Annotated in this window: 23 protein-coding genes; 11 read left to right on the top strand and 12 right to left on the bottom strand. The window is 63.0% G+C overall.

Annotated elements, in window-relative coordinates:
* Nucleotides 1–83: 83 nt before the first annotated feature.
* Nucleotides 84–818 carry a phosphoadenylyl-sulfate reductase gene (locus FS665_RS01125; RefSeq protein WP_145182071.1) on the top strand — a complete coding sequence of 245 codons (735 nt, stop codon included), beginning with the start codon at nt 84–86 and terminating at the stop codon, nt 816–818.
* Nucleotides 819–910: 92 nt separating this feature from the next.
* Here the strand turns inward: FS665_RS01125 and cysB are convergent, their stop codons facing one another.
* The 3 genes from cysB to FS665_RS01110 all read right to left on the bottom strand — a co-directional run bounded on the left by cysB (nt 911) and on the right by FS665_RS01110 (nt 3,563).
* Complete coding sequence (cysB, locus tag FS665_RS01120; RefSeq protein ID WP_145182069.1) at nt 911–1,885, bottom strand: HTH-type transcriptional regulator CysB; 975 nt, start codon at nt 1,883–1,885, stop codon at nt 911–913.
* 129 nt (nt 1,886–2,014) lie between these two features.
* Nucleotides 2,015–2,512: a universal stress protein gene (locus tag FS665_RS01115; protein ID WP_145182066.1), complete on the bottom strand. Its 498-nt coding sequence runs from the start codon at nt 2,510–2,512 to the stop codon at nt 2,015–2,017.
* 103 nt (nt 2,513–2,615) lie between these two features.
* The gene (locus FS665_RS01110) at nt 2,616–3,563 is read right to left on the bottom strand and encodes a putative 2-dehydropantoate 2-reductase (RefSeq protein ID WP_145182064.1); all 948 of its coding nucleotides are present in this window, start codon (nt 3,561–3,563) and stop codon (nt 2,616–2,618) included.
* Between the two features lie 232 nt (nt 3,564–3,795).
* Here FS665_RS01110 and FS665_RS01105 point away from each other — a divergent pair, with 232 nt between their 5' ends.
* Nucleotides 3,796–4,872, top strand: a complete 1,077-nt coding sequence (locus FS665_RS01105; protein WP_145182061.1) for a 3-deoxy-7-phosphoheptulonate synthase — start codon at nt 3,796–3,798, stop codon at nt 4,870–4,872.
* Between the two features lie 67 nt (nt 4,873–4,939).
* On the opposite strand, the gene FS665_RS01100 is transcribed toward FS665_RS01105, so the two are convergent.
* Nucleotides 4,940–5,221, bottom strand: coding sequence for a GNAT family N-acetyltransferase (locus tag FS665_RS01100; protein WP_084854752.1), 282 nt, complete (start codon nt 5,219–5,221; stop codon nt 4,940–4,942).
* A 509-nt stretch (nt 5,222–5,730) separates the two neighbouring features.
* Here FS665_RS01100 and oprI point away from each other — a divergent pair.
* Nucleotides 5,731–5,982, top strand: a complete 252-nt coding sequence (oprI, locus tag FS665_RS01095; protein ID WP_003259780.1) for an outer membrane lipoprotei OprI — start codon at nt 5,731–5,733, stop codon at nt 5,980–5,982.
* Nucleotides 5,983–6,117: 135 nt separating this feature from the next.
* On the opposite strand, the gene FS665_RS01090 is transcribed toward oprI, so the two are convergent.
* The 3 genes from FS665_RS01090 to FS665_RS01080 form a co-directional block, all read right to left on the bottom strand.
* Nucleotides 6,118–7,095 (bottom strand): L,D-transpeptidase family protein, encoded by a 978-nt coding sequence (locus tag FS665_RS01090; RefSeq protein ID WP_145182058.1) that lies wholly within the window; start codon nt 7,093–7,095, stop codon nt 6,118–6,120.
* 131 nt (nt 7,096–7,226) lie between these two features.
* On the bottom strand, nt 7,227–7,508 hold the full coding sequence (locus FS665_RS01085; RefSeq protein WP_145182055.1) for a hypothetical protein: 282 nt from the start codon (nt 7,506–7,508) through the stop codon (nt 7,227–7,229).
* A 58-nt stretch (nt 7,509–7,566) separates the two neighbouring features.
* Nucleotides 7,567–8,172: an arylesterase gene (locus tag FS665_RS01080; RefSeq protein ID WP_178108270.1), complete on the bottom strand. Its 606-nt coding sequence runs from the start codon at nt 8,170–8,172 to the stop codon at nt 7,567–7,569.
* A 10-nt stretch (nt 8,173–8,182) separates the two neighbouring features.
* On the opposite strand from FS665_RS01080, the gene FS665_RS01075 reads away from it, so the two are divergent.
* Nucleotides 8,183–8,866, top strand: coding sequence for an ABC transporter ATP-binding protein (locus FS665_RS01075; protein ID WP_145182049.1), 684 nt, complete (start codon nt 8,183–8,185; stop codon nt 8,864–8,866).
* Nucleotides 8,866–11,373, top strand: a complete 2,508-nt coding sequence (locus tag FS665_RS01070) for an ABC transporter permease (RefSeq protein ID WP_145182046.1) — start codon at nt 8,866–8,868, stop codon at nt 11,371–11,373. Before FS665_RS01075 ends, FS665_RS01070 begins: the two co-directional genes overlap by 1 nt.
* 18 nt (nt 11,374–11,391) lie before the next feature.
* Here FS665_RS01070 and FS665_RS01065 read toward each other — a convergent pair whose 3' ends face one another.
* The 3 genes from FS665_RS01065 to FS665_RS01055 all read right to left on the bottom strand — a co-directional run bounded on the left by FS665_RS01065 (nt 11,392) and on the right by FS665_RS01055 (nt 14,264).
* Nucleotides 11,392–12,105, bottom strand: coding sequence for an IclR family transcriptional regulator (locus FS665_RS01065; protein ID WP_145183330.1), 714 nt, complete (start codon nt 12,103–12,105; stop codon nt 11,392–11,394).
* 174 nt (nt 12,106–12,279) lie between these two features.
* On the bottom strand, nt 12,280–13,461 hold the full coding sequence (locus tag FS665_RS01060) for an MFS transporter (protein WP_145183327.1): 1,182 nt from the start codon (nt 13,459–13,461) through the stop codon (nt 12,280–12,282).
* Nucleotides 13,462–13,586: 125 nt separating this feature from the next.
* Nucleotides 13,587–14,264 carry an RraA family protein gene (locus FS665_RS01055; RefSeq protein WP_145182043.1) on the bottom strand — a complete coding sequence of 226 codons (678 nt, stop codon included), beginning with the start codon at nt 14,262–14,264 and terminating at the stop codon, nt 13,587–13,589.
* Nucleotides 14,265–14,492: 228 nt separating this feature from the next.
* Here FS665_RS01055 and FS665_RS01050 point away from each other — a divergent pair, with 228 nt between their 5' ends.
* The 3 genes from FS665_RS01050 (at nt 14,493) to greB (ending at nt 17,541) form a co-directional block, all read left to right on the top strand.
* A complete protein-coding gene (locus tag FS665_RS01050; RefSeq protein WP_145182040.1) occupies nt 14,493–15,470 on the top strand; it encodes a hydroxyacid dehydrogenase in 978 nt (325 codons plus the stop codon).
* An 81-nt stretch (nt 15,471–15,551) separates the two neighbouring features.
* Entirely contained in the window at nt 15,552–16,880 is a 1,329-nt protein-coding gene (locus FS665_RS01045; protein WP_145182037.1) for an MFS transporter, read from the top strand.
* A gap of 163 nt (nt 16,881–17,043) precedes the next feature.
* Nucleotides 17,044–17,541: a transcription elongation factor GreB gene (greB, locus tag FS665_RS01040; RefSeq protein ID WP_145182033.1), complete on the top strand. Its 498-nt coding sequence runs from the start codon at nt 17,044–17,046 to the stop codon at nt 17,539–17,541.
* A 21-nt stretch (nt 17,542–17,562) separates the two neighbouring features.
* Here the strand turns inward: greB and FS665_RS01035 are convergent, their stop codons facing one another.
* Both FS665_RS01035 and FS665_RS01030 read right to left on the bottom strand, forming a co-directional pair.
* Nucleotides 17,563–17,871 (bottom strand): hypothetical protein, encoded by a 309-nt coding sequence (locus tag FS665_RS01035; RefSeq protein WP_145182030.1) that lies wholly within the window; start codon nt 17,869–17,871, stop codon nt 17,563–17,565.
* 197 nt (nt 17,872–18,068) lie between these two features.
* The gene (locus FS665_RS01030; RefSeq protein ID WP_145182027.1) at nt 18,069–19,484 is read right to left on the bottom strand and encodes a transglycosylase SLT domain-containing protein; all 1,416 of its coding nucleotides are present in this window, start codon (nt 19,482–19,484) and stop codon (nt 18,069–18,071) included.
* Between the two features lie 159 nt (nt 19,485–19,643).
* Here FS665_RS01030 and FS665_RS01025 point away from each other — a divergent pair, with 159 nt between their 5' ends.
* The 3 genes from FS665_RS01025 (at nt 19,644) to FS665_RS01015 (ending at nt 22,458) form a co-directional block, all read left to right on the top strand.
* Nucleotides 19,644–20,441: a TatD family hydrolase gene (locus tag FS665_RS01025; protein WP_145182024.1), complete on the top strand. Its 798-nt coding sequence runs from the start codon at nt 19,644–19,646 to the stop codon at nt 20,439–20,441.
* A gap of 88 nt (nt 20,442–20,529) precedes the next feature.
* Nucleotides 20,530–22,008, top strand: a complete 1,479-nt coding sequence (locus FS665_RS01020) for a methyl-accepting chemotaxis protein (RefSeq protein ID WP_145182021.1) — start codon at nt 20,530–20,532, stop codon at nt 22,006–22,008.
* Between the two features lie 75 nt (nt 22,009–22,083).
* Nucleotides 22,084–22,458 carry an Mpo1-like protein gene (locus FS665_RS01015; protein ID WP_145182016.1) on the top strand — a complete coding sequence of 125 codons (375 nt, stop codon included), beginning with the start codon at nt 22,084–22,086 and terminating at the stop codon, nt 22,456–22,458.

Here is a 22,458-nt window from a genome sequence, read left to right as displayed (position 1 = left end):
GGCCAGGCGTCTACCTGGCCATTTTTTGTTACCATCCCCTCATTACGAGCGCACAGCGCCATAGCCAAGATGGAAACCGCCTGATGAGCCTACCTTTCGACGTCGCCGCACTGGCCGCGACCTACGCCAGCAAGTCCCCGCAGGACATCCTCAAACTTGCGTTCGATCACTTCGGTGACGACCTGTGGATTTCCTTCAGTGGTGCCGAGGACGTGGTGCTGGTCGACATGGCCTGGAAGCTGAACAAGCAGGTCAAGGTGTTCAGCCTGGACACCGGCCGTTTGCACCCTGAGACCTACCGTTTCATCGATCAGGTGCGCGAACACTACAACCTGCCGATCGAGATCCTCAGCCCGGACCGCACCAAGCTCGACCCGTTCGTCAAGGAAAAGGGGTTGTTCAGTTTCTACCGCGACGGCCATGGCGAGTGCTGCGGCATCCGCAAGATCGAGCCGCTGCGCCGCAAGCTGGCCACGGTCAGCGCCTGGGCCACCGGCCAGCGCCGCGACCAGAGCCCTGGCACGCGCAGCCAGGTGGCAGCACTGGAAATCGACAGCGCGTTCTCGACCCCTGAGCGCACCTTGTACAAGTTCAACCCTCTGGCGCAGATGACCAGCGAAGAAGTCTGGGGTTACATCCGCATGTTGGAGCTGCCGTACAACAGCCTGCATGAACGCGGCTTCATCAGCATCGGCTGCGAGCCCTGCACCCGCCCGGTGCTGCCGAACCAGCACGAGCGCGAAGGTCGCTGGTGGTGGGAAGAGTCGACCCAGAAAGAATGCGGCCTGCACGCCGGCAACCTGATCGGCAAGGCTTGAAGCTGCAAGCTGCGAGTTTCACGCCTCAAGAGAAAAGCGGCCTGCGAATGGGCCGCTTTTGCTTGTAGCTTGAAACCTGTAACTGTAGCTGCCTAGTGCACAGGCAGTTCGACGCCTTCGAAGAGCTCTTCGAGCTCTTGCTTGTTGTGGCACTGGATTGCCTTGGCCATGACTTCGCGGGTCAGGTGTGGAGCGAATTTTTCGATGAAATCGCACATGAAGCCACGCAGGAACGTGCCGCGGCGAAAGCCAATCTTGGTGATGCTGGCCTCGAACAGCTCGCTGGCATCCAGCGCCACCAGGTCGCTGTCGAGCTTGGTATCGACCGCCATCTTGGCCACGATACCCACGCCCAGACCCAGGCGTACGTAGGTTTTGATCACGTCGGCATCGGCTGCGGTGAACACCACCTTCGGCGTCAGGCCACGGTGGTTGAATGCCTCGTCCAGCTTGGAGCGGCCGGTGAAGCCAAACACGTAGGTGACGATCGGGTACTCGGCAACCGCTTCGAGGGTAAGCTTCGGCAGCTTGGTCAGCGGATGGCCCTGGGGCACCACCACACACCGATTCCACTTGTAGCACGGCATCATGATCAGGTCACCGAACAGCTCCAGCGCCTCGGTGGCGATGGCGAAGTCAACGGTGCCGTCAGCGGCCATTTCGGCGATCTGCATCGGTGAGCCCTGGTGCATGTGCAGGGACACTTCCGGATACTGCTTGATAAAATTGCTGATCACCGGGGGCAGTGCGTAACGGGCCTGGGTGTGGGTCGTGGCGATCGACAAGGTGCCTTTTTTCTCGTTGGAGAATTCCTGGGCAATCTGCTTGATGCTCTCGACCTTGCGCAGGATCTCCCCGGCCGTATTGATGATGCGCTCGCCAGCAGGCGTGACGCGGGTCAGGTGCTTGCCGCTGCGCGCGAATACCTCGACCCCCAGCTCGTCCTCGAGCAAGCGGATCTGCTTGCTGATCCCCGGCTGCGAGGTGTACAGGCTCTGCGCCGTCGCGGAGACGTTGAGGTCGTGGTGCGCCACTTCCCAGATGTAGCGCAGTTGTTGAAGCTTCATAGGTATCCCTCGAATCAGCGGTAGGTCAGCGGCAGCAGGCAGCGACGGGATATAACTATATTAGTGGTTGTGGAAATAAAACTAGAACTATTTTGTTACATGCCCTTGGGAAATTTCCTACCGCCGACTTCACACTTTCCTCCTACCGAGGTGCTGGGAAAGCGGCACCATGTACACCGGAACCGGTGACAGTTGCAGCAGCCGCACCGCTGTTCGGCCAATGGGCACGTCGACACCCGCCCCGGCGCTGTGACTGCCGAAGATCAGCAGGTCGACGCTCAGCCGCTGGGCCTGGTCGAGGATGACCTGGGCCGGATCGCCCTGACGCACGCGCATCGCCTTGATCAGGGCGAGGTCAGCAGCTTCGCCCAACTCGTCACGTAAGTTCTCCAGCACCCGCTGCTCGATATTGGCCATGACGGTATTGACCCCCTCGCTGTGCAGGGTGTCCAGGGTTTGCTCATCCAGGTAACTTTGCAGCAATGACTCGGCGAACTGCCCCATCGGTTCCACGGCATGGATGACATAGAGCTCGGCGCCGAAACCGCGCGCCAAGGCCAAGGCGTGCTGCAGGACAAACGGGGCGTACACGCCCAGGTCGGTGGCGTACAGCATGGAGCGGATCATTCGACCTCCTCGACTACCGTTGCGGCAGAGCAAGCTTGAGCTTAGCAGCGCGCCGGACCCGCGTTCAGCCGTCCAGCGTACTGCTGCTGCGGCCTGAACAGACTCAGGCGCTACGCCGGGCGCGCTCGATGAAGCGCAGCGCCTGGTACAGCATGCGTACCTGCGCCAGCTCGCAACCTGCGGCCTGGGCCCTGGCAAGCGGCTCGGCGTAGATCGCCTGCAACTCCAGTGGCCGCTGCTGAACGTGATCGTGGTACATGCTTGGCCAGTAATCGGGCATCTGCTCGGTGACACGCAGCAGGTGGTCGGCGTAGCCATCAGGCAGTGGATGACCGCAGGCAGCGGCGCCTTGCGCGACTTCGGCCATCAGGGTCCGGATCAGCTGGCGGCTGTCGGCGTCACTCATCAGCGCGCTGGTGCTGGCGCCGAGCAGCACCGATAGGCCGTTGTAGGGCACGTTCCACACCAGCTTCTGCCAGCGCGCCTGGCCCAGGTCGGCCATGGCCTGGGAATCCACACCCGCGGCGCGGAACAACGCGGCACCGGCTTCGACGAGCGCCGCGCCGGCATCGGCCGCTGGCCCGCTGTGATAACCCAGGTTGACCGCACCCAGGGCCTGGTGGCGAATGACCCCCGGCGCCTGCCGGTCGACGCAGATAAAGCACAGACCGCCCAGCAGGTGCAGGTTCGCGGGCAAGTCCGCGCGCAGTTGCTCCTCCATGCCCAGGCCGTTCTGCAGCAAGACCACCTTGGCATCACGGGCAGCCGCCTGCACGATCAACGGCGCGAGCTCGGTATTGCTGGTGGCCTTGGCCCCGATCAACAGCCAATCGCAAGGCGGCATGTCTGCCGCATTGGCATAAGCCTGGACATTCAGCTGCACGCTCCCGTGCACCGCGCTGTCGATCGTCAGGCCGTGCTGGCGCACCACGCCATACTCGCTGCGCAGCAAGAAGTGCACATCGAACCCGGCGCGCGCCAGCATCACGCCGTAGAAGCCGCCAATCGCGCCGCTGCCAATGATGCCGATGCGTTGCTTACGAAGGGTCATGCTGCTCTCCATCTGGGTTAGGCTGCCTTTTTTACACCTTTTACCGTGGCTTTGCGCAAGGTGACTGTCAGTAAAGACGCCAGCGCCAGGGAAAAACCCTGGAACGCGTAGCCCAGGCCATTGTCGCGCACCCTTTAACGCGCTAAGGTTCGGCTCCCCGCTGCGAACATTCTTGCTGCTGGGCCGCACGGGGATTGCTGGCGGCCGGCACCGTGACCTGACGAGTAACACGATGGCTGATTTACCGATCGACGACCTAAACGTTGCCTCCAACGAGACCTTGATCACCCCCGATCAGCTCAAGAAGGAAATACCCCTCAGCGCCAAGGCCCTGCAGACTGTCACTGCCGGCCGGGAAGTGGTGCGCAACATCCTCGACGGCAAGGACCACCGCCTGTTCGTGGTGATCGGCCCCTGCTCCATCCACGACATCAAGGCTGCCCACGAATATGCCGAGCGCCTCAAGGTGCTGGCCGCCGAGGTGTCCGACACGCTGTACCTGGTCATGCGCGTGTACTTCGAGAAACCCCGTACCACAGTGGGCTGGAAGGGGCTGATCAACGACCCGTACCTGGATGACTCGTTCAAGATCCAGGACGGCTTGCACATTGGCCGTCAGCTGTTGCTGGACCTGGCCGAGATGGGCTTGCCCACCGCTACCGAAGCGCTCGATCCGATCTCGCCGCAGTACCTGCAAGACCTGATCAGCTGGTCGGCCATCGGTGCGCGCACCACCGAATCGCAAACCCACCGGGAAATGGCCTCCGGCCTGTCTTCGGCAGTCGGCTTCAAGAACGGCACCGACGGCGGCCTGACCGTCGCCATCAATGCCTTGCAATCGGTGTCCAAGCCGCATCGATTCCTGGGCATCAACCAGGAAGGCGGGGTATCCATCGTCACCACCAAGGGCAATGCCTACGGCCATGTGGTGCTGCGCGGTGGCAACGGCAAACCGAACTATGACTCGGTCAGCGTCGCGCTGTGCGAGCAGGACCTGGCCAAGGCCAAGATCAAGCCCAACATCATGGTCGACTGCAGCCACGCCAACTCCAACAAGGACCCTGCCCTGCAACCGCTGGTGATGGAGAACGTCGCCAACCAGATCCTCGAAGGCAATCAGTCGATCATCGGCCTGATGGTCGAGAGCCACTTGAACTGGGGCTGTCAGTCGATTCCGAAGAACCTCGACGACCTGCAGTACGGCGTGTCGGTCACTGACGCCTGCATCGACTGGTCGGCTACGGAGAAGGCGCTGCGCAGCATGCACGCCAAGCTCAAGGATGTGTTGCCGCAGCGTCAACGCGGCTGACATGAAAAGGGGCTCGCCGCCTGCGCCGATCAATCGGCGCAGGCGGCGAGCCCCTTTTGGTGATGCCTCAGGCCTTGCTGGAGTGGCGCTGCTGGCGCTCCATGTAACGCTCGACATAAGAGCACGACGGAATCACCGTATAGCCCATTTGCTCGGCGTATTCCAAGGCCTTCTCGGTCAGCGCCGCGGCGATGCCACGACCGCGCAGTGCGTTGGGCACGAACGTGCGGTAGATATCCAGCGTCTGCTTGCCCAGGTCCATATAGGTCAGGTAAGCACGATGACCGTCCACATTGGTCTCGAACTGATGACCGGCCTGGTCATGGTGGATGGTCAGCGCTTCACTCATCACTACTCCTCGCAGGCCTTTCTGGCAGACCTTGGCCTTAACCGATGTGGTTGATCCGGCGGAGGAACCTCAACGCCACCTCTTGCCCCTTGGACCCCAGGCCCACTGCAATCGTTCGACCGCGCGGGGCCACCCTGAAATAGTAGGCGGCGCAAGCGGGAATACTCAAGGTAGCAACTGTTAAAAAGTAGCAGAGTGCCGTGTCGCGGCGGGCTCTGATAACAGGACAACAGCGCCGGATGTTGTAGCAGATAAGACGATCAGAGACAGTTCGAGTCACTTTTAGTTCACACAAAAAGTTGCCGAACAACAAACGCTTGGCAGCGATGCGCGATTTTTTTGCACTTCACCGTCAGGCATGTTGTCAGGCCTGCCTCGAGGAACATTTTTTTTGCAGTTCTTGCGCTCAGTCAGTTTACTTACTACAAGTAATGGGTACTATGTACGCCGGCCAGTTTCTCTTTTCCGAGAGATGGCTCTTTAATTGAAAGTCCTTGAAGGGGAACACGATGAACAACGTTCTGAAATTCTCTGCTCTGGCTCTGGCCGCAGTTCTGGCTACCGGTTGCAGCAGCGTATCCAAAGAAACCGAAGCTCGTCTGACTGCGACCGAAGACGCAGCAGCTCGCGCTCAAGCTCGTGCTGACGAAGCCTACCGTAAGGCTGACGACGCCCTGGCCGCTGCTCAGAAGGCTCAGCAGACCGCTGACGAAGCCAACGAGCGCGCTCTGCGCATGCTGGACAAAGCCAGCCGCAAGTAATAATCCTCACGGATTGTTATACAGCCGACCCCACCTGTGGGGTCGGCTTTTTTATTGCCTGAACAGGCTCCCAGGCATGAAAAAACCCGCTGCAGGCCAGGGCCTGGAGCGGGCTCTTAGAGCGGCGCAGTAGCCTTACTGCAACTCGGGCGGGATACTCGACATCATCGGTGCTGGCGCCTCGCTACTGTTTGGCACGGCTATTTCCACGGGCATGCCATCCTCAGCTGCGACCACGTCGCGGACCATGTCCCAGTTCATGCGCAGGTTATTGGCCAAGTCCTCGCGCTTGAGCAACGCATTGATCACCGCAGTGTGCTTGTCGACCACCGATGGGTTGCCGTTATCATCCAGTGGCGTATGCGCTTCAAGATACACCTTGCCACCACTGACACCAAACTTGTAAGGCTCGTTGATGATCCGCACCGGTGTACCGACCGGGACCATCTTGGACAACTCCAGCACATTGTTGTTGAGCATACGGAAGCAGCCGTGGCTGGTGCGCATGCCAATGCCGAACTTCTTGTTCGAGCCGTGAATCAGGTAGCCTGGCACGCCGAGGGTGAACTTGAACGGCCCGAGCGGATTATCCGGCCCTGCCGGTACGACCGCAGGCAGAATGTCGCCGTCCGCGGCATGTTCGGCGCGAATCGATGCCGGAGGCGTCCAGGTGGGGTTCGGCGTCTTGGCGATGATCTTGGTGTTGGCCACAGGCGACCCCCAACCCTCGCGGCCAATCCCCAGCGGGAAGGTGTGCACCACGTTTTGATCTTTGGGGTAGTAGTACAGGCGGTATTCGGCCAGGTTGATGACGACACCTTCGCGCGGACCTGGCGGCAGGATGTAGCGGGTCGGCAGGATGATCTCGGTGCCAGCACCTGGCAGCCACGGATCGACACCAGGGTTGGCCGCGATCATCTCGAGGTAGCCGAGGTCATTGGCGGTGCCGATATCAGCGAAGGTGTCTTCGTACTTGGCCTTGATCACTTGCACCTGCCCGACAACGTCTTCACCGGGTGGCGGCAGGGGCAATTCCAGCGCGGCAGCAGGGCCTGCTACCAGCAGGGCGGCCAGGGTCAGGCGACGGGTGACGGCGGGAATGCGCGGCAACATCCGGGAAATCCTTCGAAAGCGGGTCAAGAGGCCCGATTGTACACCCGCCTCGGAGCAAGCGGGAGGCATCGGGGCCCCACATGGGTTTCAGATGATCAATGGCCGGCGGAGTTCCACCGCGCAGGCCCGTCTCACAGCTCAGGCCAGATCGGCCGCATGCCACGGCGCTGGGCATCGAGGATCGCCCGGCATAGATCACACAGCCGACCATCGCGATAGATGCCGCGCGGCACCCCGGACCAGCGCGGCTGGGCCGGCAGCAAGCCGCCGCACAGGGTGCGGTCGACCGGCACGCCGAGTTCAAGCTGACGGGCCACCAGGTGGACGCGAATTTCCTGGCAGGCGAACAGGTCGAGCTGCTCGTCAGGCTCGATCAGTTGGTAGGCATACAAGGACCAGGCAGGGCGCGGCATTGGGGGCTCTCGAAACGGGGGGCGCAACATTAGCCGAAAGCCGCCCCCGTTTAAAGCGTCACAGCAAGGGTTTTATCGCCGGCCAGGCATTTTCCAGCAAGCGCTGTTGCGCGCCTTGTGCCGGGTGAATGCCATCGGCTTGCATCATCTGCGGTACGCCGCCGACCCCTTCGAGAAAGAACGGCACCAAGGGCACCTGTTTCTGCTCGGCCAGGTGCTGGTAGACGTCGGCAAAGGCGCTGGTGTAGCGCACGCCATAGTTGGGCGGCAAACGCATACCCAGCAGCAGCACCTTGGCCCCTGCCTGACGCGCGCTGTCGATCATCGAGGCAAGATTTTGTTGCAATTGCGCGGGCGGCTGCCCTCGCAGGCCATCGTTGCCGCCCAGCTCAACCACCACCAAGCTTGGCTTGTGCACAGCAAGCAGCGCCGGCAGCCGCGCTTGCCCGCCTGCACTGGTGTCGCCACTGATCGAAGCATTGACCACCTGGGTGTCGAAACCTTCCTGGCGCAACTGGGTCTGCAACAAAGAGACCCAACCCTGACGGGTATCCAGGCCAAAACCTGCGCTGATACTATCGCCGACAACCAGCAACGTCCCCGCCGCCGCACTCTGGGCCAGGCAAAACAGGGCCAGACCGGCACTCAACCACCCTACTCGCATCGGATTCTCCATGGGCCCCAGCATTCTCGTTGCGCAGCACCTTAGCAAAGTGGTCAGCAGTGCGGAAGGTGAGCTGACCATCCTGCACGCCCTCTCGCTGGACCTGGCCCGCGGTGACAGCCTGGCTATCGTCGGCGCTTCGGGCTCGGGTAAATCCACCCTCCTCGGCTTGCTCGCCGGGCTCGACCGGCCGAGCGCCGGCAAGGTCATCCTCGCCGGCCATGACCTCGGCCCGCTGGATGAAGACCAACGAGCCAGGGTGCGCGCCGAGCACGTCGGTTTCGTCTTTCAGTCGTTTCAGTTGCTCGACAGCCTCAATGCCCTGGAAAACGTGATGCTGCCGCTGGAGCTCGATGGCCGCGACGATGCCCGCCAGCAGGCCCAGACCCTGCTCGAGCGGGTCGGCCTGGGCCAGCGCCTGAGCCACACGCCGCGCCAGCTCTCAGGTGGCGAACAACAACGGGTGGCGATCGCCCGTGCGTTCGCCGCGCACCCGGCCGTGCTGTTTGCCGACGAGCCGACCGGCAACCTCGACAGTCATACCGGCGAGCGAATCAGCGACCTGTTGTTTCAGTTGAACCAGGAACGCGGCACCACCCTGGTGCTGGTCACCCATGACGAGCGTCTGGCCCGTCGCTGTCGGCGCCAGATCCGTCTGGATGCAGGCCGCTTGGTCGGGCCGGTGGAGGCTTGATGAAGCACATGCCGCTGTCACGCCTGTGCAGCCTGGCGCTGCGCCAGTTGCTGCGCGACCTCCGCGCCAGTGAAGTGCGAGTGCTGTTCTTTGCCGTGCTGGTGGCGGTGGCCGCGAGCACTGCCATCGGCTACTTCGGCGCACGTCTCAATGGTGCGATGCAACTGCGCGCCAGCGAGTTCCTGGGCGCCGACCTGGTGCTGCAAGGAAGTGCGCCAGCCCGCCCAGAGCAGATCGATGCAGGCCAGGCAGCAGGCCTGCGCCATGCCCAGGTGGTCGAATTTACCAGTGTCGTCGGGGGTGATGACGGCATCGAGCTGTCGAGCATCAAGGCAGCCGACGGCGCTTATCCGTTGCGCGGCCAAGTGCGCAGTGCTCCGGCGCCGTTTGCCGAGGAAACCAGCGGCGGTGGCCCTGCCCCTGGTGAAGCCTGGGTCGAGCCGCGCCTGCTGGTGGCCTTGGGGCTCAAGATCGGCGACAGCATCGACGTCGGCATGAAGACCCTGCGCATGACTCGCGTACTGACGTACGAACCCGACCGCGCCAACAACTTCTACAGCCTGACCCCGCGGGTGTTGATGAACCTGGCCGACTTGCCGGCCACCGGGGTGATTCAACCGGGTAGCCGAGTGACTTACCGCGACCTGTGGCGCGGCGACAACCAAGCCTTGACGCAGTATCGCCAGGCCATGGCAGAACAGTTGGCTGCCAACCAGCGCCTGCGCGACACCCGCGACGGTAATCAGCAGATCGGCGGAGCCTTGGGCAAGGCCGAACGCTATTTGAACATGGCCAGCCTGGTAGCGGTCCTGCTGGCCGGCGTCGCCGTGGCGTTGTCAGCCAGCCGCTACGCCGCCCGGCGCCTGGATGCGAGTGCCCTGTTGCGCTGCCTGGGGCTGTCCCGGCGCCAGGCCCTGGGCCTGTATTGCCTGCAATTGGCGATGCTGGGGTTCGTCGCCGCGCTGACTGGCGCGCTGCTGGGCTGGCTGGCGCAGCTTGGGTTGTTTCACCTGCTGCAGGGCTTGCTGCCCAATGAGGTTCCGCCAGGCGGGGTAATCCCTGCACTGGCCGGCATTGCCACAGGCCTGGTGGCCTTGGCCGGCTTCGCCCTGCCGCCACTGGCCGCCCTGGGCCAGGTACCGCCGCTGCGAGTGCTGCGCCGCGACCTGTTGCCCGTCCCCACCAGCAGCTGGTTGGTGTACGGGGCCGCCCTGCTCGCCCTGGGCCTGATCATGTGGCGCCTGAGCCTGGATCTGCTGCTGACCTTCGCCCTGCTCGGCGGCGGTCTGCTCGCCGCGCTGCTGCTAGGCGGCTTGCTGCTGCTGGGCTTGCACAGTTTGCGCAAAGCACTGGCCGGCGCGCCGCTGGCCTGGCGCCTGGGCCTGGGCCAACTGCTTCGCCAGCCGCTGGCGGCGGCCGGTCAGGCGCTGGCATTCGGCCTGATCCTGCTGGCCATGGCCCTGGTTGCGCTGCTGCGCGCCGAGCTGCTCGACACCTGGCAGGCGCAACTTCCCAAGGATGCGCCCAACTATTTTGCGCTCAACATCCTGCCTGACGATCGTCAGCCGTTCGCCCAGCGTCTGCAGCAGGTCAACGCCAGCTCGGCGCCGCTGTATCCGGTCACGCCCGGTCGGCTGACGCAGATCAACGAGCAACCTGTGCAGCAGGTCGTCAGCAAGGATTCTGCCGGCGAGCGCGCCGTGCAGCGCGACCTCAGCCTGACCTGGGCAGCCGAGCTGCCTGACGGCAATCAGCTCACCGCCGGCAACTGGTGGCAGGTGCTGCCGACGGGCGATGAAGTGCCAGGGGTGTCGGTCGAAGCACAGTTGGCCGATAGCCTGAACGTGCAAATGGGTGATCTGCTTACCTTCGACATCGGTGGCGAGCAACGCCAGGCCCGCGTCAGCAGCCTGCGCAGCGTGCATTGGGACAGCTTCCAACCCAATTTCTACATGATCTTCCAACCGGGCACCCTGCAGGGCTTGCCGACGACCTACCTGACCAGCTTCTACCTCGCCCCCGGGCATGACCTCGACGTGGTCGCCCTGTCCAGGGCGTTCCCTGCCGTGACCATCCTGCAGGTCGATGCCCTGCTCGACCAGCTGCGCAGCATCCTTGCCCAGGTCACGCTGGCCGTGGAGTATGTGTTGCTGTTCGTGCTGGCAGCTGGGCTGGCAGTGTTGTTCGCCGGACTGCAGGCAACACTCGACGAGCGGATACGCCAGGGCGCCCTGCTGCGCGCATTGGGCGCAGCCAGGCCGCTGCTGGTCAAGGCGCGGCGCATTGAGTTCGGTCTGCTCGGCGCCGCCAGCGGTGCCCTGGCGGCGCTGGGCTGCGAGCTGATCACCCTGGTGCTGTACCGCTACGCCTTCGATCTGGCCTGGAGCCCCCACCCTTGGCTGCTGGTGCTCCCGGTACTGGGCGCGCTGTTGGTGGGCGGGGCCGGCATTGCGGGGACGCGCCGAGCGTTGAACGCCAGCCCGTTGGCAGTATTGCGGGAAAGCTGAAGCGCGAGGTGGGGCCTGTCAGGCAAGCGCTCCGGCTTCGGACGCCGCCTTGAAGCCCAGGCTGCGCATGAGGTCATGCGCGACCTCGAAAAACATCGACTTCAAGCTTTCGGCGTACTCTTCGGTCAATCGGCTGGCTGGGCCGGAAATCACCAAGGCGCCCATCAGCTCTCGCTGCGCACCGTATATGGGCAGCGCCATCGATGCGGCATGGGGATCGGTAGCGCCTTTGGAATAAAACGGTTTCTGCAAGGCTACGCCCACATCGAATGGCGCGCGCAGCGCCTGGGCGCCTGCGGCTTCATCCATCGGCCGCATATCACCCGGCTGCATGTTCATGCGCAATCTGTGGGACGAATTCACCCGATACTGGCACATCCGATAAGCGCCATGGCGCACATAGAACGATGCGGTTTCGCCAGACTGTTCCGCCAGATGGTGCAGGCGTGGCATGACGTGCCTTTCGAGGTCCAGCGCTTCCTGATAGACCGCGTTCAGACGCATCACCTCGCTCGCCAGCTGGTACCGGCCATCGGCCATGCGCGTGATGAAACCGTGGTCTTCCAACGAGACCATCAGGCGCATGATCGTGCTCTTGATCAAGCCTGTGCGCTCGACCAGTTCGACGAGGCTCAGGGCAGTGTCACCGATCTGAAACGCCGTCAGAACGGTCAAGACCCGGTCCGCCGATGCCACACCATTCACCGCTGGACGCGGCCGCGCTTTCACCATTTGCAAAACCCTCACAGTCTCGGAGCCCTCAGGTGCTGCTGGGCAGATGTGCGCATTATCCGTTAACGCTCGGCAGACGCCAACGCATCGTGGCCACACCGTCCGCCCGCACCTGTGCAGCAAGCCATTCATAGCCGCAGGTGCAATGGAGCCAGGAACGAACAGCGTGAGCGCTCAGACACGCCTGCGAAGGTAGTAATGAATACCCAGCGCCAATGCCAGGGCCGCGCCGGCAACGCCCAACGTCGCCGGCGCACCGCACTGGGCAGCGAGCACTCCAGCAGCCATGCCGCCCAAGGCTTCGAAGCCGAAACGCATGGCAATGTAGAAGGCGATGACCCGCCCGCGAAGATCGCTGGGCGCAGCGCTTTGCAGCTGCATGTTGGTACTGACATTGCTCAAGGTGATGCCAAAACCCACGCCTGCCAATGCCACCAGGGCTAGCGGCAGCGACCCTGCCGCGCACAAGCCGAGCAGCGCCACCGCACAGAGCATGGCGCCAACATCGGTAAACAGTCGCAGGCGTGGCAGCGCCCCACCCACCGCCAGCACCAAGGTCGCGATGAACGCGCCGGCCCCTGCTGCGCCCCAAAGCCAGCCGAGCACGCGCGCATCGCCAGCGAATACGCCTTTGGCCATGATCGGCAGCAGCGCGGCGTAGCAGGATGCCAGTAGGTTGACCATGACCACATTGACCAGCAATTGGCGGACATTGCGCGTCTGCCACATATAGGCCAGGCCCTGGCGAAAGACCTGCGCCGTGGAGCCCGTGGCCCTGGGTTGCGCACTGCCGCGCACCTTGAGCAGGCCAACCAGCAACGCCATGAAGGCCAGCGCCGTCAGGGCGAAGCAGGCCGCCTCCCCCGCCCATGCGATCAGCCCGCCAGCCAGCGGCGGGCCGACGAAGCGTGCGGCATTGATCAACATGGCGTTGAGCACCAGCGCATTGGGCAAGTCGGCCGGATCTTCCACGAAACTGGCGATCAGCGCCTGTCGCAGTGGTGTTTCCAAGGCATTGAGCAAACCCAGCAGCAGCGCCATGACAGCGATGAATGCACCGTCGATCCACTGCAACCAGGTCACAGCAGACAACACCAGCGACTGCGCAATCAGCAGCGCTTGAACGATGATCAGCAGACGACGCTTGTCGTGACGATCGATCCAGGCGCCGGCGAGCGGCCCAACCAGCAACTGCGGGGCCAAGGTCAGAAAAGTGATCAGACCCAACAGCACGGCTGATCCGGTCAGGTGATAGGCCAGCCAGGCCAGGGCAACCTGCTGCACCCATTTGCCCAAGGTGGAGATACCCTGCCCTGCGAAATACACCTGGAAGTTGCGGTGCGCCAGGGCCCGCACGGCGGCTGGCCAGGCTTTACGATGTGATGATGAAGCGGTCAAGACGACAGTCCCCTCAGGCCTGCAACCCACACCGCCTGCAAGCGCAGCGCACCCCCATCGCAAGGCGCACTGCGCAAACCGGATCAGCCTGGAAGCAGGCAGCCTTTTTTCTTCAAGGACTCCAGGACCCAGGAGCGGTCGTTGGTGCCTTGGGCGATTTTTTCCAACTGTGAAGCTTCAGCAGCGTGTTTGGCCGTGGCGGAGTCATACACCTGTGCGACATGCACATAAGGCACGCACAACAAGCCATCTTCATCACCGATCACCAGATCGCCCGGTTCGATCACCATACCATCGATGGCAATCGGCACATTGATTTCCCCAGGGCCATCCTTGTACGGGCCACGGTGCGAGATGCCGGCAGCGAACAGCGGGAAGTCGCCTGCGCCGATAGTTGCCGCATCGCGGATCGCGCCGTTGATGACAATACCGGCCACGCCACGCTTGACGGCGTAAGCCACCATCATTTCACCGATCAGCGCATTGCTCAGATCGCCACCGGCGTCGACCACGATCACGTCCCCCGGCTGCGCGATATCGATTGCGTAATGCAGCATCAGGTTGTCACCCGGGCGCGCCTTCACGGTCAGCGCCGGCCCGCACAGCATGCCTTGGCGGTGCATCGGCCTTAATCGAGCACCCCCTGCGGTCAGTCGATGCATCGAATCGCTGACATTGGCTACCGGGACCTCGCGGTAGCGTGCAACCCACTCATCGCCAACTTTGCGTGCGCGTTCAATGACTTGGAAGCCAATGCTCATGGGACCTACCTCTATTGGAATTATTAGATATCTTCGACTGCTGCCGAATCTATTTTCAGAATGTCATTTCATTTTTATTAGATCAAGAGAATTTTAAGGCCTGATCATGGCTTTATCTGGTTGCGAAATTTATTTTCTTGCAACGTCGTTTCATTATGGTAGGGTTCAGAACATGGCCGCTTCTGCGGATCACTGCCCCGTCGTCCTGATAAAAACAAGGTATTCACGATGTCGCGAACCATTCTTCTGACCGGCCCAGAGCTTGCCAGCGAGGCCATGCACCTCGCAGCCGAGCGCGGTGTCCGCATCATTCCCACTACGCCTTACCTGCCAGCTGAAGAGCTCGAAGCCATCATTCGTGCCGAACAGCCCGATGCCATCGTGGTCCGCCAAGGTCAGTTGACCCGGCCCATGATCGAGGCGTCATCCAAGCTCAAGGTCATTGCCAAACATGGCGTGGGCTACAACACCATCGATATTCAGGCCGCAGCCGATCAAGGCATCCCGGTTTCGATCGCCGTGGGCGCCAATGCGCAGTCGGTGGCGGAACTGGCGTTCGCCCTGATGTTCAGCGTCGCTCGGCAAACCGCCCTGCTCGATGCACGCATGCGCGATGGGCATTGGGACAAGGCCGAGGCGAATGGCATCGAGTTGTCCGGCAAGACCTTGGGCTTGATCGGCCTTGGCTCGATTGGCGGAATACTGCTGGACCTGGTGGCGCCGCTGCGCATGAAGGTCAAGGTCTATGACCCCTACCTCAAGCAGCTGCCGCAACGCGCCAACGTCGAGCGCGAGGAAGATTTCAATCAGTTGTTGGCGCAAAGCGATATCATCAGCCTGCACTGCCCGCTCACCGAGTCCAATCACAACTTGCTGGGCGCCGACCAGTTCGCACGCATGCGTCCCGGCGCCATCGTGATCAATACCGCCCGCGGCGAGCTGATCGATACGGCGGCGCTGGTCACCGCACTGAGCGAACGGCGTATCGCCGGGGCCGGCCTTGATACCTTCAATCCCGAGCCGCCGCCTGCCGACAGCCCGCTGTGGGGCCTCCCCAATCTGGTCGCTACACCCCACGTGGGCGCCAATACCAGCGAAGCGCGCGACCGCGTGGCCCTGGTGGCGCTGCAGCAAATCTTCGATGTCTGGGCTGGCACTGCACTGGATCCGCGTTGCGTGGTCAATCGCCACCTGTTCGCCAGCTGATCGGCAGCGCCGTGTGCCTCGTCGCCAGTCGGGGCACGTTCACCACGCGTCACTCCAGAAAAAAAACAAGTGGAGAGCACCATGACTTCAGCAACCTCCCAGCCCGATGAGCTCGAACGCAGCACCATGCGCCGCGTCGCCTGGCGCCTGCTGCCATTTCTGATCATCTGCTACCTGATCGCGATCATCGACCGCGGCAATATCGGCATGGCGTCCTTGCAAATGAACGAGGACCTGCAACTGACAGCCAAGGTCTTTGGCTTCGCCAGCAGCCTGTTCTTCTTCGCCTACTTCCTGGTCGAGGTGCCCAGCAATCTGGCGATGCAGCGCTATGGTGCGCGGATCTGGATCGCCCGGATCATGATCACCTGGGGCCTGATATCCGCTGGCACGGCGTTCGTCCAGGGCGCCAACTCGCTGTATGTGATGCGCTTTCTGCTTGGCGCGGCCGAGGCTGGCTTCTTCCCCGGCGTGTTGCTGTATCTTACCTACTGGCTGCCATCGGCCTATCGAGCGCGCATGGTCGCCCTGTTCATGGTGGCGATCCCGGCCGCCAACTTCATCGGATCGCCGCTGTCGGGCCTGCTCTTGAGCCTGGATGGCTGGCTGGGCATGCGCGGTTGGCACTGGCTGTTCATCCTCGAAGGTATTCCCGCCGTACTGTTGGGCATCGCCTGCCTGTTCGTGCTCACCGACCGTCCCGAACAGGCCAAGTGGCTGAGTAACGAGCAGCGCGGCTGGCTGATTCGACGGCTGGCCGACGAGGCGTCGAAGAAGACCGCCATCGGCCATATCTCGCTGTGGAAGCTGTTGCGGCACAAGGACATCTGGGTATTGGCGGTGATCTACTCAGGCGCCTCCGCGGCGGGCAGCACCATGAGCGTATGGGCACCTCAGTTACTCAAGACCTTCGGCCTGGACGCCATGCAGATCGGCCTGGTCAATGCGATTCCGTACGGCATCGCTTCGGTGCTGATGATCGTCTGGGGCCGCAGCTCCGACCGAACCGGTGAGCGGCGCTGGCACACTGCAATGACCATGCTGCTGATCGCTGCCGGGCTATTGATGACGCTGTTCACCTCCTCCCTGCCTGCCACGGTGGTCATGTTGACCATGGTGCTGGTAGGCGCCTACTCGATGAAAGGCCCGTTCTGGGCGCTGGTGTCCGGCTGGCTGTCCTCCTCGACCGCCGCTGCCGGGCTGGCGGCGGTGGGTGCCATGGCCAACCTGATTGGTGGCGGCATCATGGTCAATGCCTACGGTGCAATCCATGACGCTACCGGCAGCTACGCGCTGGCGCTGATGCCGCTGGCGGCGCTGTGCACCGTGGCCGGCATCGCGGTGTTGGTGATCGGGCGCAAGCGCCAGCTTGAGCGCGCATCAGTCGCCGAGGTTGCCAGCGCCAAGTAGGCAACCTCCACGGCCCACCTGCTGACGATCGATGCTCACGCGCCTGCAGCAGGCACGTGGGCATCGCCGTTTCAACACCACAGAAAAACCCGCTCACAGATGCTAGAGTCGCGCTTCAGGTATTTCAGGTAGTGACCGGCACTCCCTCGATGACAGGCGAACGATGAGCAAAACCAACCTAATCACTGAAGCAGGCTACCAATCCTTGAAAGACGAGCTGGACTGGCTGTGGCGCCAGGAGCGCCCGGAGATCACCAAGAAGGTGACCTGGGCCGCGTCGCTGGGCGATCGCAGCGAGAATGCCGACTACCAGTACAACAAGAAACGCCTGCGCGAGATCGACCGGCGTGTGCGCTACCTGCGCAAGCGCATCGAGGATCTGCGGGTCGTGCCCTACGCGCCAAGCCAGGAAGGCAAGGTGTTCTTCGGCGCCTGGGTGACCATCGCCAACGAAGACGATGAGCGCAAGACCTTCCGCGTGGTCGGCGGTGATGAAATCTACGAGCGCAAGGACTTCATCTCCATCGATTCGCCCATGGCACGAGCCTGCATCGGCAAATGCGTCGGGGATGAGATCGTGGTGCCCACGCCCACCGGCGACGCCTACTGGGAAGTGATCCACATCGAATACCAGAAGCCGGGGGCGGCGCCGCACAGTTGAGCGCCGATGCACCGACGCTGTTCAGCGCCTGGTGATCAAGCCTTGGCGGGCAATGCGGGTCAGATGAGCGATGATGTGCGCAGCCTCTTCGCGCGCCGGCGCCTGAATCACCGCCAAGTCGAACCGGTCACTGGCGAACTGCTCCAGACGCCATGGGCTGTGGGCGAACTGAATGAGAAAGGCGCGAGCCTGGCCCTTGCGGCGCGACAGGCCTTCGAGGTGGCGCAACAAGGTTGGCTGATGGTGGCCAGCTAGCAGAATGCGTGGGGTACGCGCGGCCTGGTGGGCAGGCAGAGGGCTCAGACAAACACTGGTACGTGGGCAACTCATGGAGATTTCTCCGCCTCGCAAATCCCGCTGGGCAGCGGTGGGAGGCGTCACCGAACCAGCGCTTTAGCGGTATTTCGGACGACCCACACCAGGGCGATCCCGCGCCCCGCAAGTAGCTGTTTAAATCGGCGCAAGCGGTATGCTAGAGCCACAACGCGCAAGCTGCAAGCCCCCAGGGCAAATGCATTGCACTCACCTCAGCGTCTGGCTACCCGCTCAAGCGCTGCGCGTTCGCGATTGAAGGCCAGAAAGTACTTGTTGACGCTGTTGACGAAGTTCACCGGCCCCATGCCCACCTGCTCCATGGCAACCCGTTCGGTCTGGAAAAACCACTGATTGCCATTGAGTCCGCGCTTGCGCGCTTCGGCGCGCATGGCTTGCACCCGCTCCGGGCCGAGATTGTAGGCGGCCAGGACGAAGGCCATGCGTTCGCGCTCGTTGATCTTCGGGCTGGCGAAGAACTTGCGGCGGATCAACGCCAGATAACGCGCACTGGCCTGGACGTTGCCGTCGACCGAAGCGGTATCGCTGACGCCCACGCGCTGCGCTGCCGCCGGGGTGATCTGCATCAGCCCATGCGCCCCGCCACGCCCCCGTGCGGCAGGGTTCAGGGTCGACTCCTTGAACGCCAGCGCCGCCAGGTTGAGCCAGTCGATCTGCTGTGCCTGACCGTGTTTCTGCAGCACCGCGCGCACGGCCTGCAGGCGTTGCCGGTCCTTGCTGGCCAAAGGGTTGTGCACCCGGTACTGGCGCCGGTAGATACGCTCGAAGGCCGCATCCTGGTTTTCCGGGGCACGGTAGCCTTGCAAGAACCGATCGACCGTGGCCAGCAGCAAGGTCGCATCGCGCCGCACATACCAGCGCATGGCCTGCGGGGCGCCCAGTTGCAGGCGCGTGTCCAGGCGCAGGCGCGGCATCACCCGCGCCCAGCGCTGGGCGATCGGCCGCTCGACGATGGTCGATGCATAGATCCCGGCCTGCACCATCTCCAGCACATCCTCCACCGCCAGGGTCGAATCGACCCATTCGATCTTGATCGGCGCGCGCTTGCGCAGGGCGAGCTGCTGGTTGGCTTGCTCGATCAGCGCACCCGCCGCGCTGGCGCTGGTCAAGGCCACGGTGCGCCCCGACAGCTGTTCGATACGGGTGAAACTGCGCCCGCCCTTGCGCCCGACCAGCACCAGGGGCACCTGATCGAGCACCGGCGCGCTGCGGTTGACCGCGCCGACCACCGCCGGGTCAAGCAGCTCACCCGGAGCCGCGAGGTCGCCCTCGCCACGCTGCAAGGCCCCCAGCAGCTGTTCCTTGGCCCGGGGAATGATCTGCAAGCGGATCTGCTGGCCTTCGCCAGCGCGGGCATTGAGGTAATGCTCGAGCGCCCGCAGCCGGTAGTATTCGACCCCCACCGGCTCACCCTTGATTTCACCTGAGCTGTTGCGACTCTGATTGACCAGCACGCGCAGCACCTTGCTGCTGCGGATCTGCCCAAGGTCGCGCAGCGTGCTGGTCGCCACCGTGTGCTGAGGCCCAGGCACACGCGCGTAGGCCAGGTCGGCCTGCGCCAAGCCGAGTACCGCCAGCAGGCTCAGCAGGCTCAGCAGGCAGCGCAGCATGCGCGGGAACATCCCTGATCGAAAGGCGACAGCCATAAACGTGCGTGCACATGTGGGAAATGAACGCAAAAGACCATCGCAAGCCCCTGAAGTTTTGGGTTTTTTCCGAAAATCTTAGCTTTTGTTATGCTGGCCGACCTTGCAGCACGAGTGAGCACCATGCAATTGATCGATATCGGCGTCAACCTGACCAACCGCAGTTTCCATGACCAGCAGGCAGCCGTCGTCGAGCGCGCCATCGAAGCCGGCGTGGTGCAGATGGTTCTGACCGGCACCAGTCTGGACGTAAGCGAGCAGGCACTGGAGCTGTGCCAGCAGCTCGACCCGCAAGGGACGCACCTGTTTGCCACCGCCGGTGTGCATCCGCACGATGCTCAGAGCTGGGACAGCAGCAGCGAACAGTGCCTGCGCCAGATGTTGGGAGAATCGAGGGTACGCGCAGTGGGTGAGTGCGGGCTGGACTTCAACCGCGACTTCTCCCCTCGCCCACTGCAAGAAAAAGCCCTGCATGCGCAGCTGGCGCTGGCCGCCGAACTGAAGCTGCCGGTGTTCCTGCATGAGCGCGATGCCAGTGCACGGCTTTTGGCCATTCTCAAGGACTACCGCGATCACTTGTCGGCTGCCGTGGTGCACTGTTTTACCGGTGAGCGCGATGCCTTGTTTGCCTACCTCGACATGGACCTGCACATTGGTATCACAGGCTGGATCTGCGATGAGCGCCGTGGCACCCACCTGCATGCGTTGGTGGGCAGTATCGCCCAAGGCCGGCTGATGCTCGAAAGCGATGCGCCTTACCTGCTGCCGCGTAGCTTGCGGCCAAAACCCAAGCACGGGCGTAACGAACCGGCTTTTCTTGCCGAGGTGCTGCGCGAAGTCGCCCAACATCGCAACGAAACCCCGGAACAGTGCGCTCAGCACACCACGGCCACGGCCAGAGCGTTTTTCCAGCTGCCTTGATCCAGGTCAGCATCCATCTGCAGGTGCGCGCGCACAATGATGGCAACTTGCCAATATTGTTTTCGCTCAACTCACGGATGACCGACACATGGGTGCCTGGCTCAGCAACATTTCACTGAAATACAAGTTCTGGGCCGTCAATGCGGTGGCCTTCGTCATCACACTGTTGTTCGTGGTCTATGCCCTGTACCTCGAACAAGGGGCGCGCGCCGATGGGGCCCAGCAGCAGGCGCAGGCGCAGGCAGAACTGCTGGGCGCCTGGCCTGCCACCCAGCCGCTGCCGCGCCTGACCAACCTGCTGGTGTGGCCAGCCGGGCAGACCCCGCGCTACGCCGATCAAGACCTGCAGCCGCTGGCCGAGGCCGAGGGCTGGGTAAGCCTGCCGTCCGCCTGGATCCTGGGGAGCCAGCCACTGCGCGGTGCGCAGGTACTGCGCCACGGCAACCAGCGCGTCGCGGTGCTGGCCACCAGCCCAAGCCTGCGTCAGGTGTTTCTCGACCGCTTCGTCAACTACGCGCTGTGCGTGCTGGTCCTGATGCTGGCGATGCTCGCGGCCTCGCAGCTGCTGATCCGCTTTCTACTCAGCCAGCTCAACACCCTCAAGGATGTCATGCTGCACGTGGAGAAGACCGGCGACTTATCTGCTCGCGTGCCGTTGGCGTGCGGCGATGAGGTCGGCCAGATGGCCGGCGCGTTCAATGCCATGCAAAGCACCTATCACCGTGTGGTCAGCACCGTGGCGTCAACCGCCGCACAACTCGACAGCGGCGCTGCGCGCCTGGCCAGCAGCATGAGCGACGTGCGCCATGGCATGCTCGGCCAGCAGAGCGAAACCGATCAAGCTGCCACAGCGATCAACCAGATGTCGGCCACCGTGCACCACATCGCCCAGCACGCCAGCGAGACTCGCGACCTCTCGCAAACCGCCGACACCCTCGCCGGCAGCGGCCAGCGGGTAGTGAGTCGGGTGCAGGACTCGATCGCCGGGCTGTCCAGCGGCGTGCAGCAGACTGCCGAAATGATTCGGCAGCTGGCCGATGACAGCCAGAAGATCAACGGCGTCGTCGCCGTGATCCACAGCATCGCCGAGCAGACCAACCTGCTGGCCCTCAATGCCGCGATCGAAGCCGCTCGCGCCGGCGACCTGGGACGCGGCTTCGCCGTGGTCGCAGATGAAGTCCGCAACTTGGCCAAGCGGGTGCAGACCTCCACCGACGAAATAACCCACATGGTCGCCGACCTGCAAGCCGGCACGCGCGATGCAGTGGAATTCATGCAGGAAAGCTCGTACAAGGCCGACGACTGCGTCAAGCAGGCCCGTGAAGCGGGCGCGGCGCTGGCTGAAATCACCGGCGCGGTCGCGCAGATGCGCCAAAGCAATACCCAGATCGCGGTGGCCGCGCAGCAGCAAAGCCAGGTGGCTGAAGAGATGAACCGCGCGGTGGTGTGCATTCGTGATGTCACCGAGCAGACCGTTCAGCAGACCGTCGGCTCGGCAACCACCAGCACTGAACTGGCAACCCTGGCCGGGGAGCTGAACAAGGCCATCGGCCAGCTCAAGCTATAGTCGCCATAGCCAGCTTCGATTGGCTGCGCAGGTGCAGGCACACTAAGCTTTGGGCATGACTGCGAGGATCTGTTCATGAGCAAACGACTGCCTAACCTGCACGCCTGGCAATGGCGTGGCTATCACAACAACCATCAGCATCCGGCCAACCTGGTGTTGCACCTGATCGCGGTACCGCTGTTCATCCTTGGCGCCTTGCTCGTGCTCTCGGGGCTGTTTGGCCTGGACTTGGTACAGCTGGCCGTGGGCGTGATCGCATTGATCGCAGGGCTCGGCCTGCAACGCCACGGGCATCGCCTGGAGGCCGAGCAGCCCGAGCCGTTCGCCAATCGTCAGGATGCCGTGCAACGCCTGCTCACCGAACAGTTCATCACCTTCCCCCGCTTCGTGCTCAGCGGCGCCTGGTGGAAGGCATGGCGGGCCCGGCACAAGCACAAGCACAAGCGCTGA

It is taken from the genome of Pseudomonas sp. URMO17WK12:I11 (genome assembly GCF_007677725.1).
Lineage (GTDB): Bacteria > Pseudomonadota > Gammaproteobacteria > Pseudomonadales > Pseudomonadaceae > Aquipseudomonas.
The sequence above is the reverse complement of the archived record's forward strand: the minus strand, read 5'-3'. Positions and strand labels throughout refer to the sequence as shown.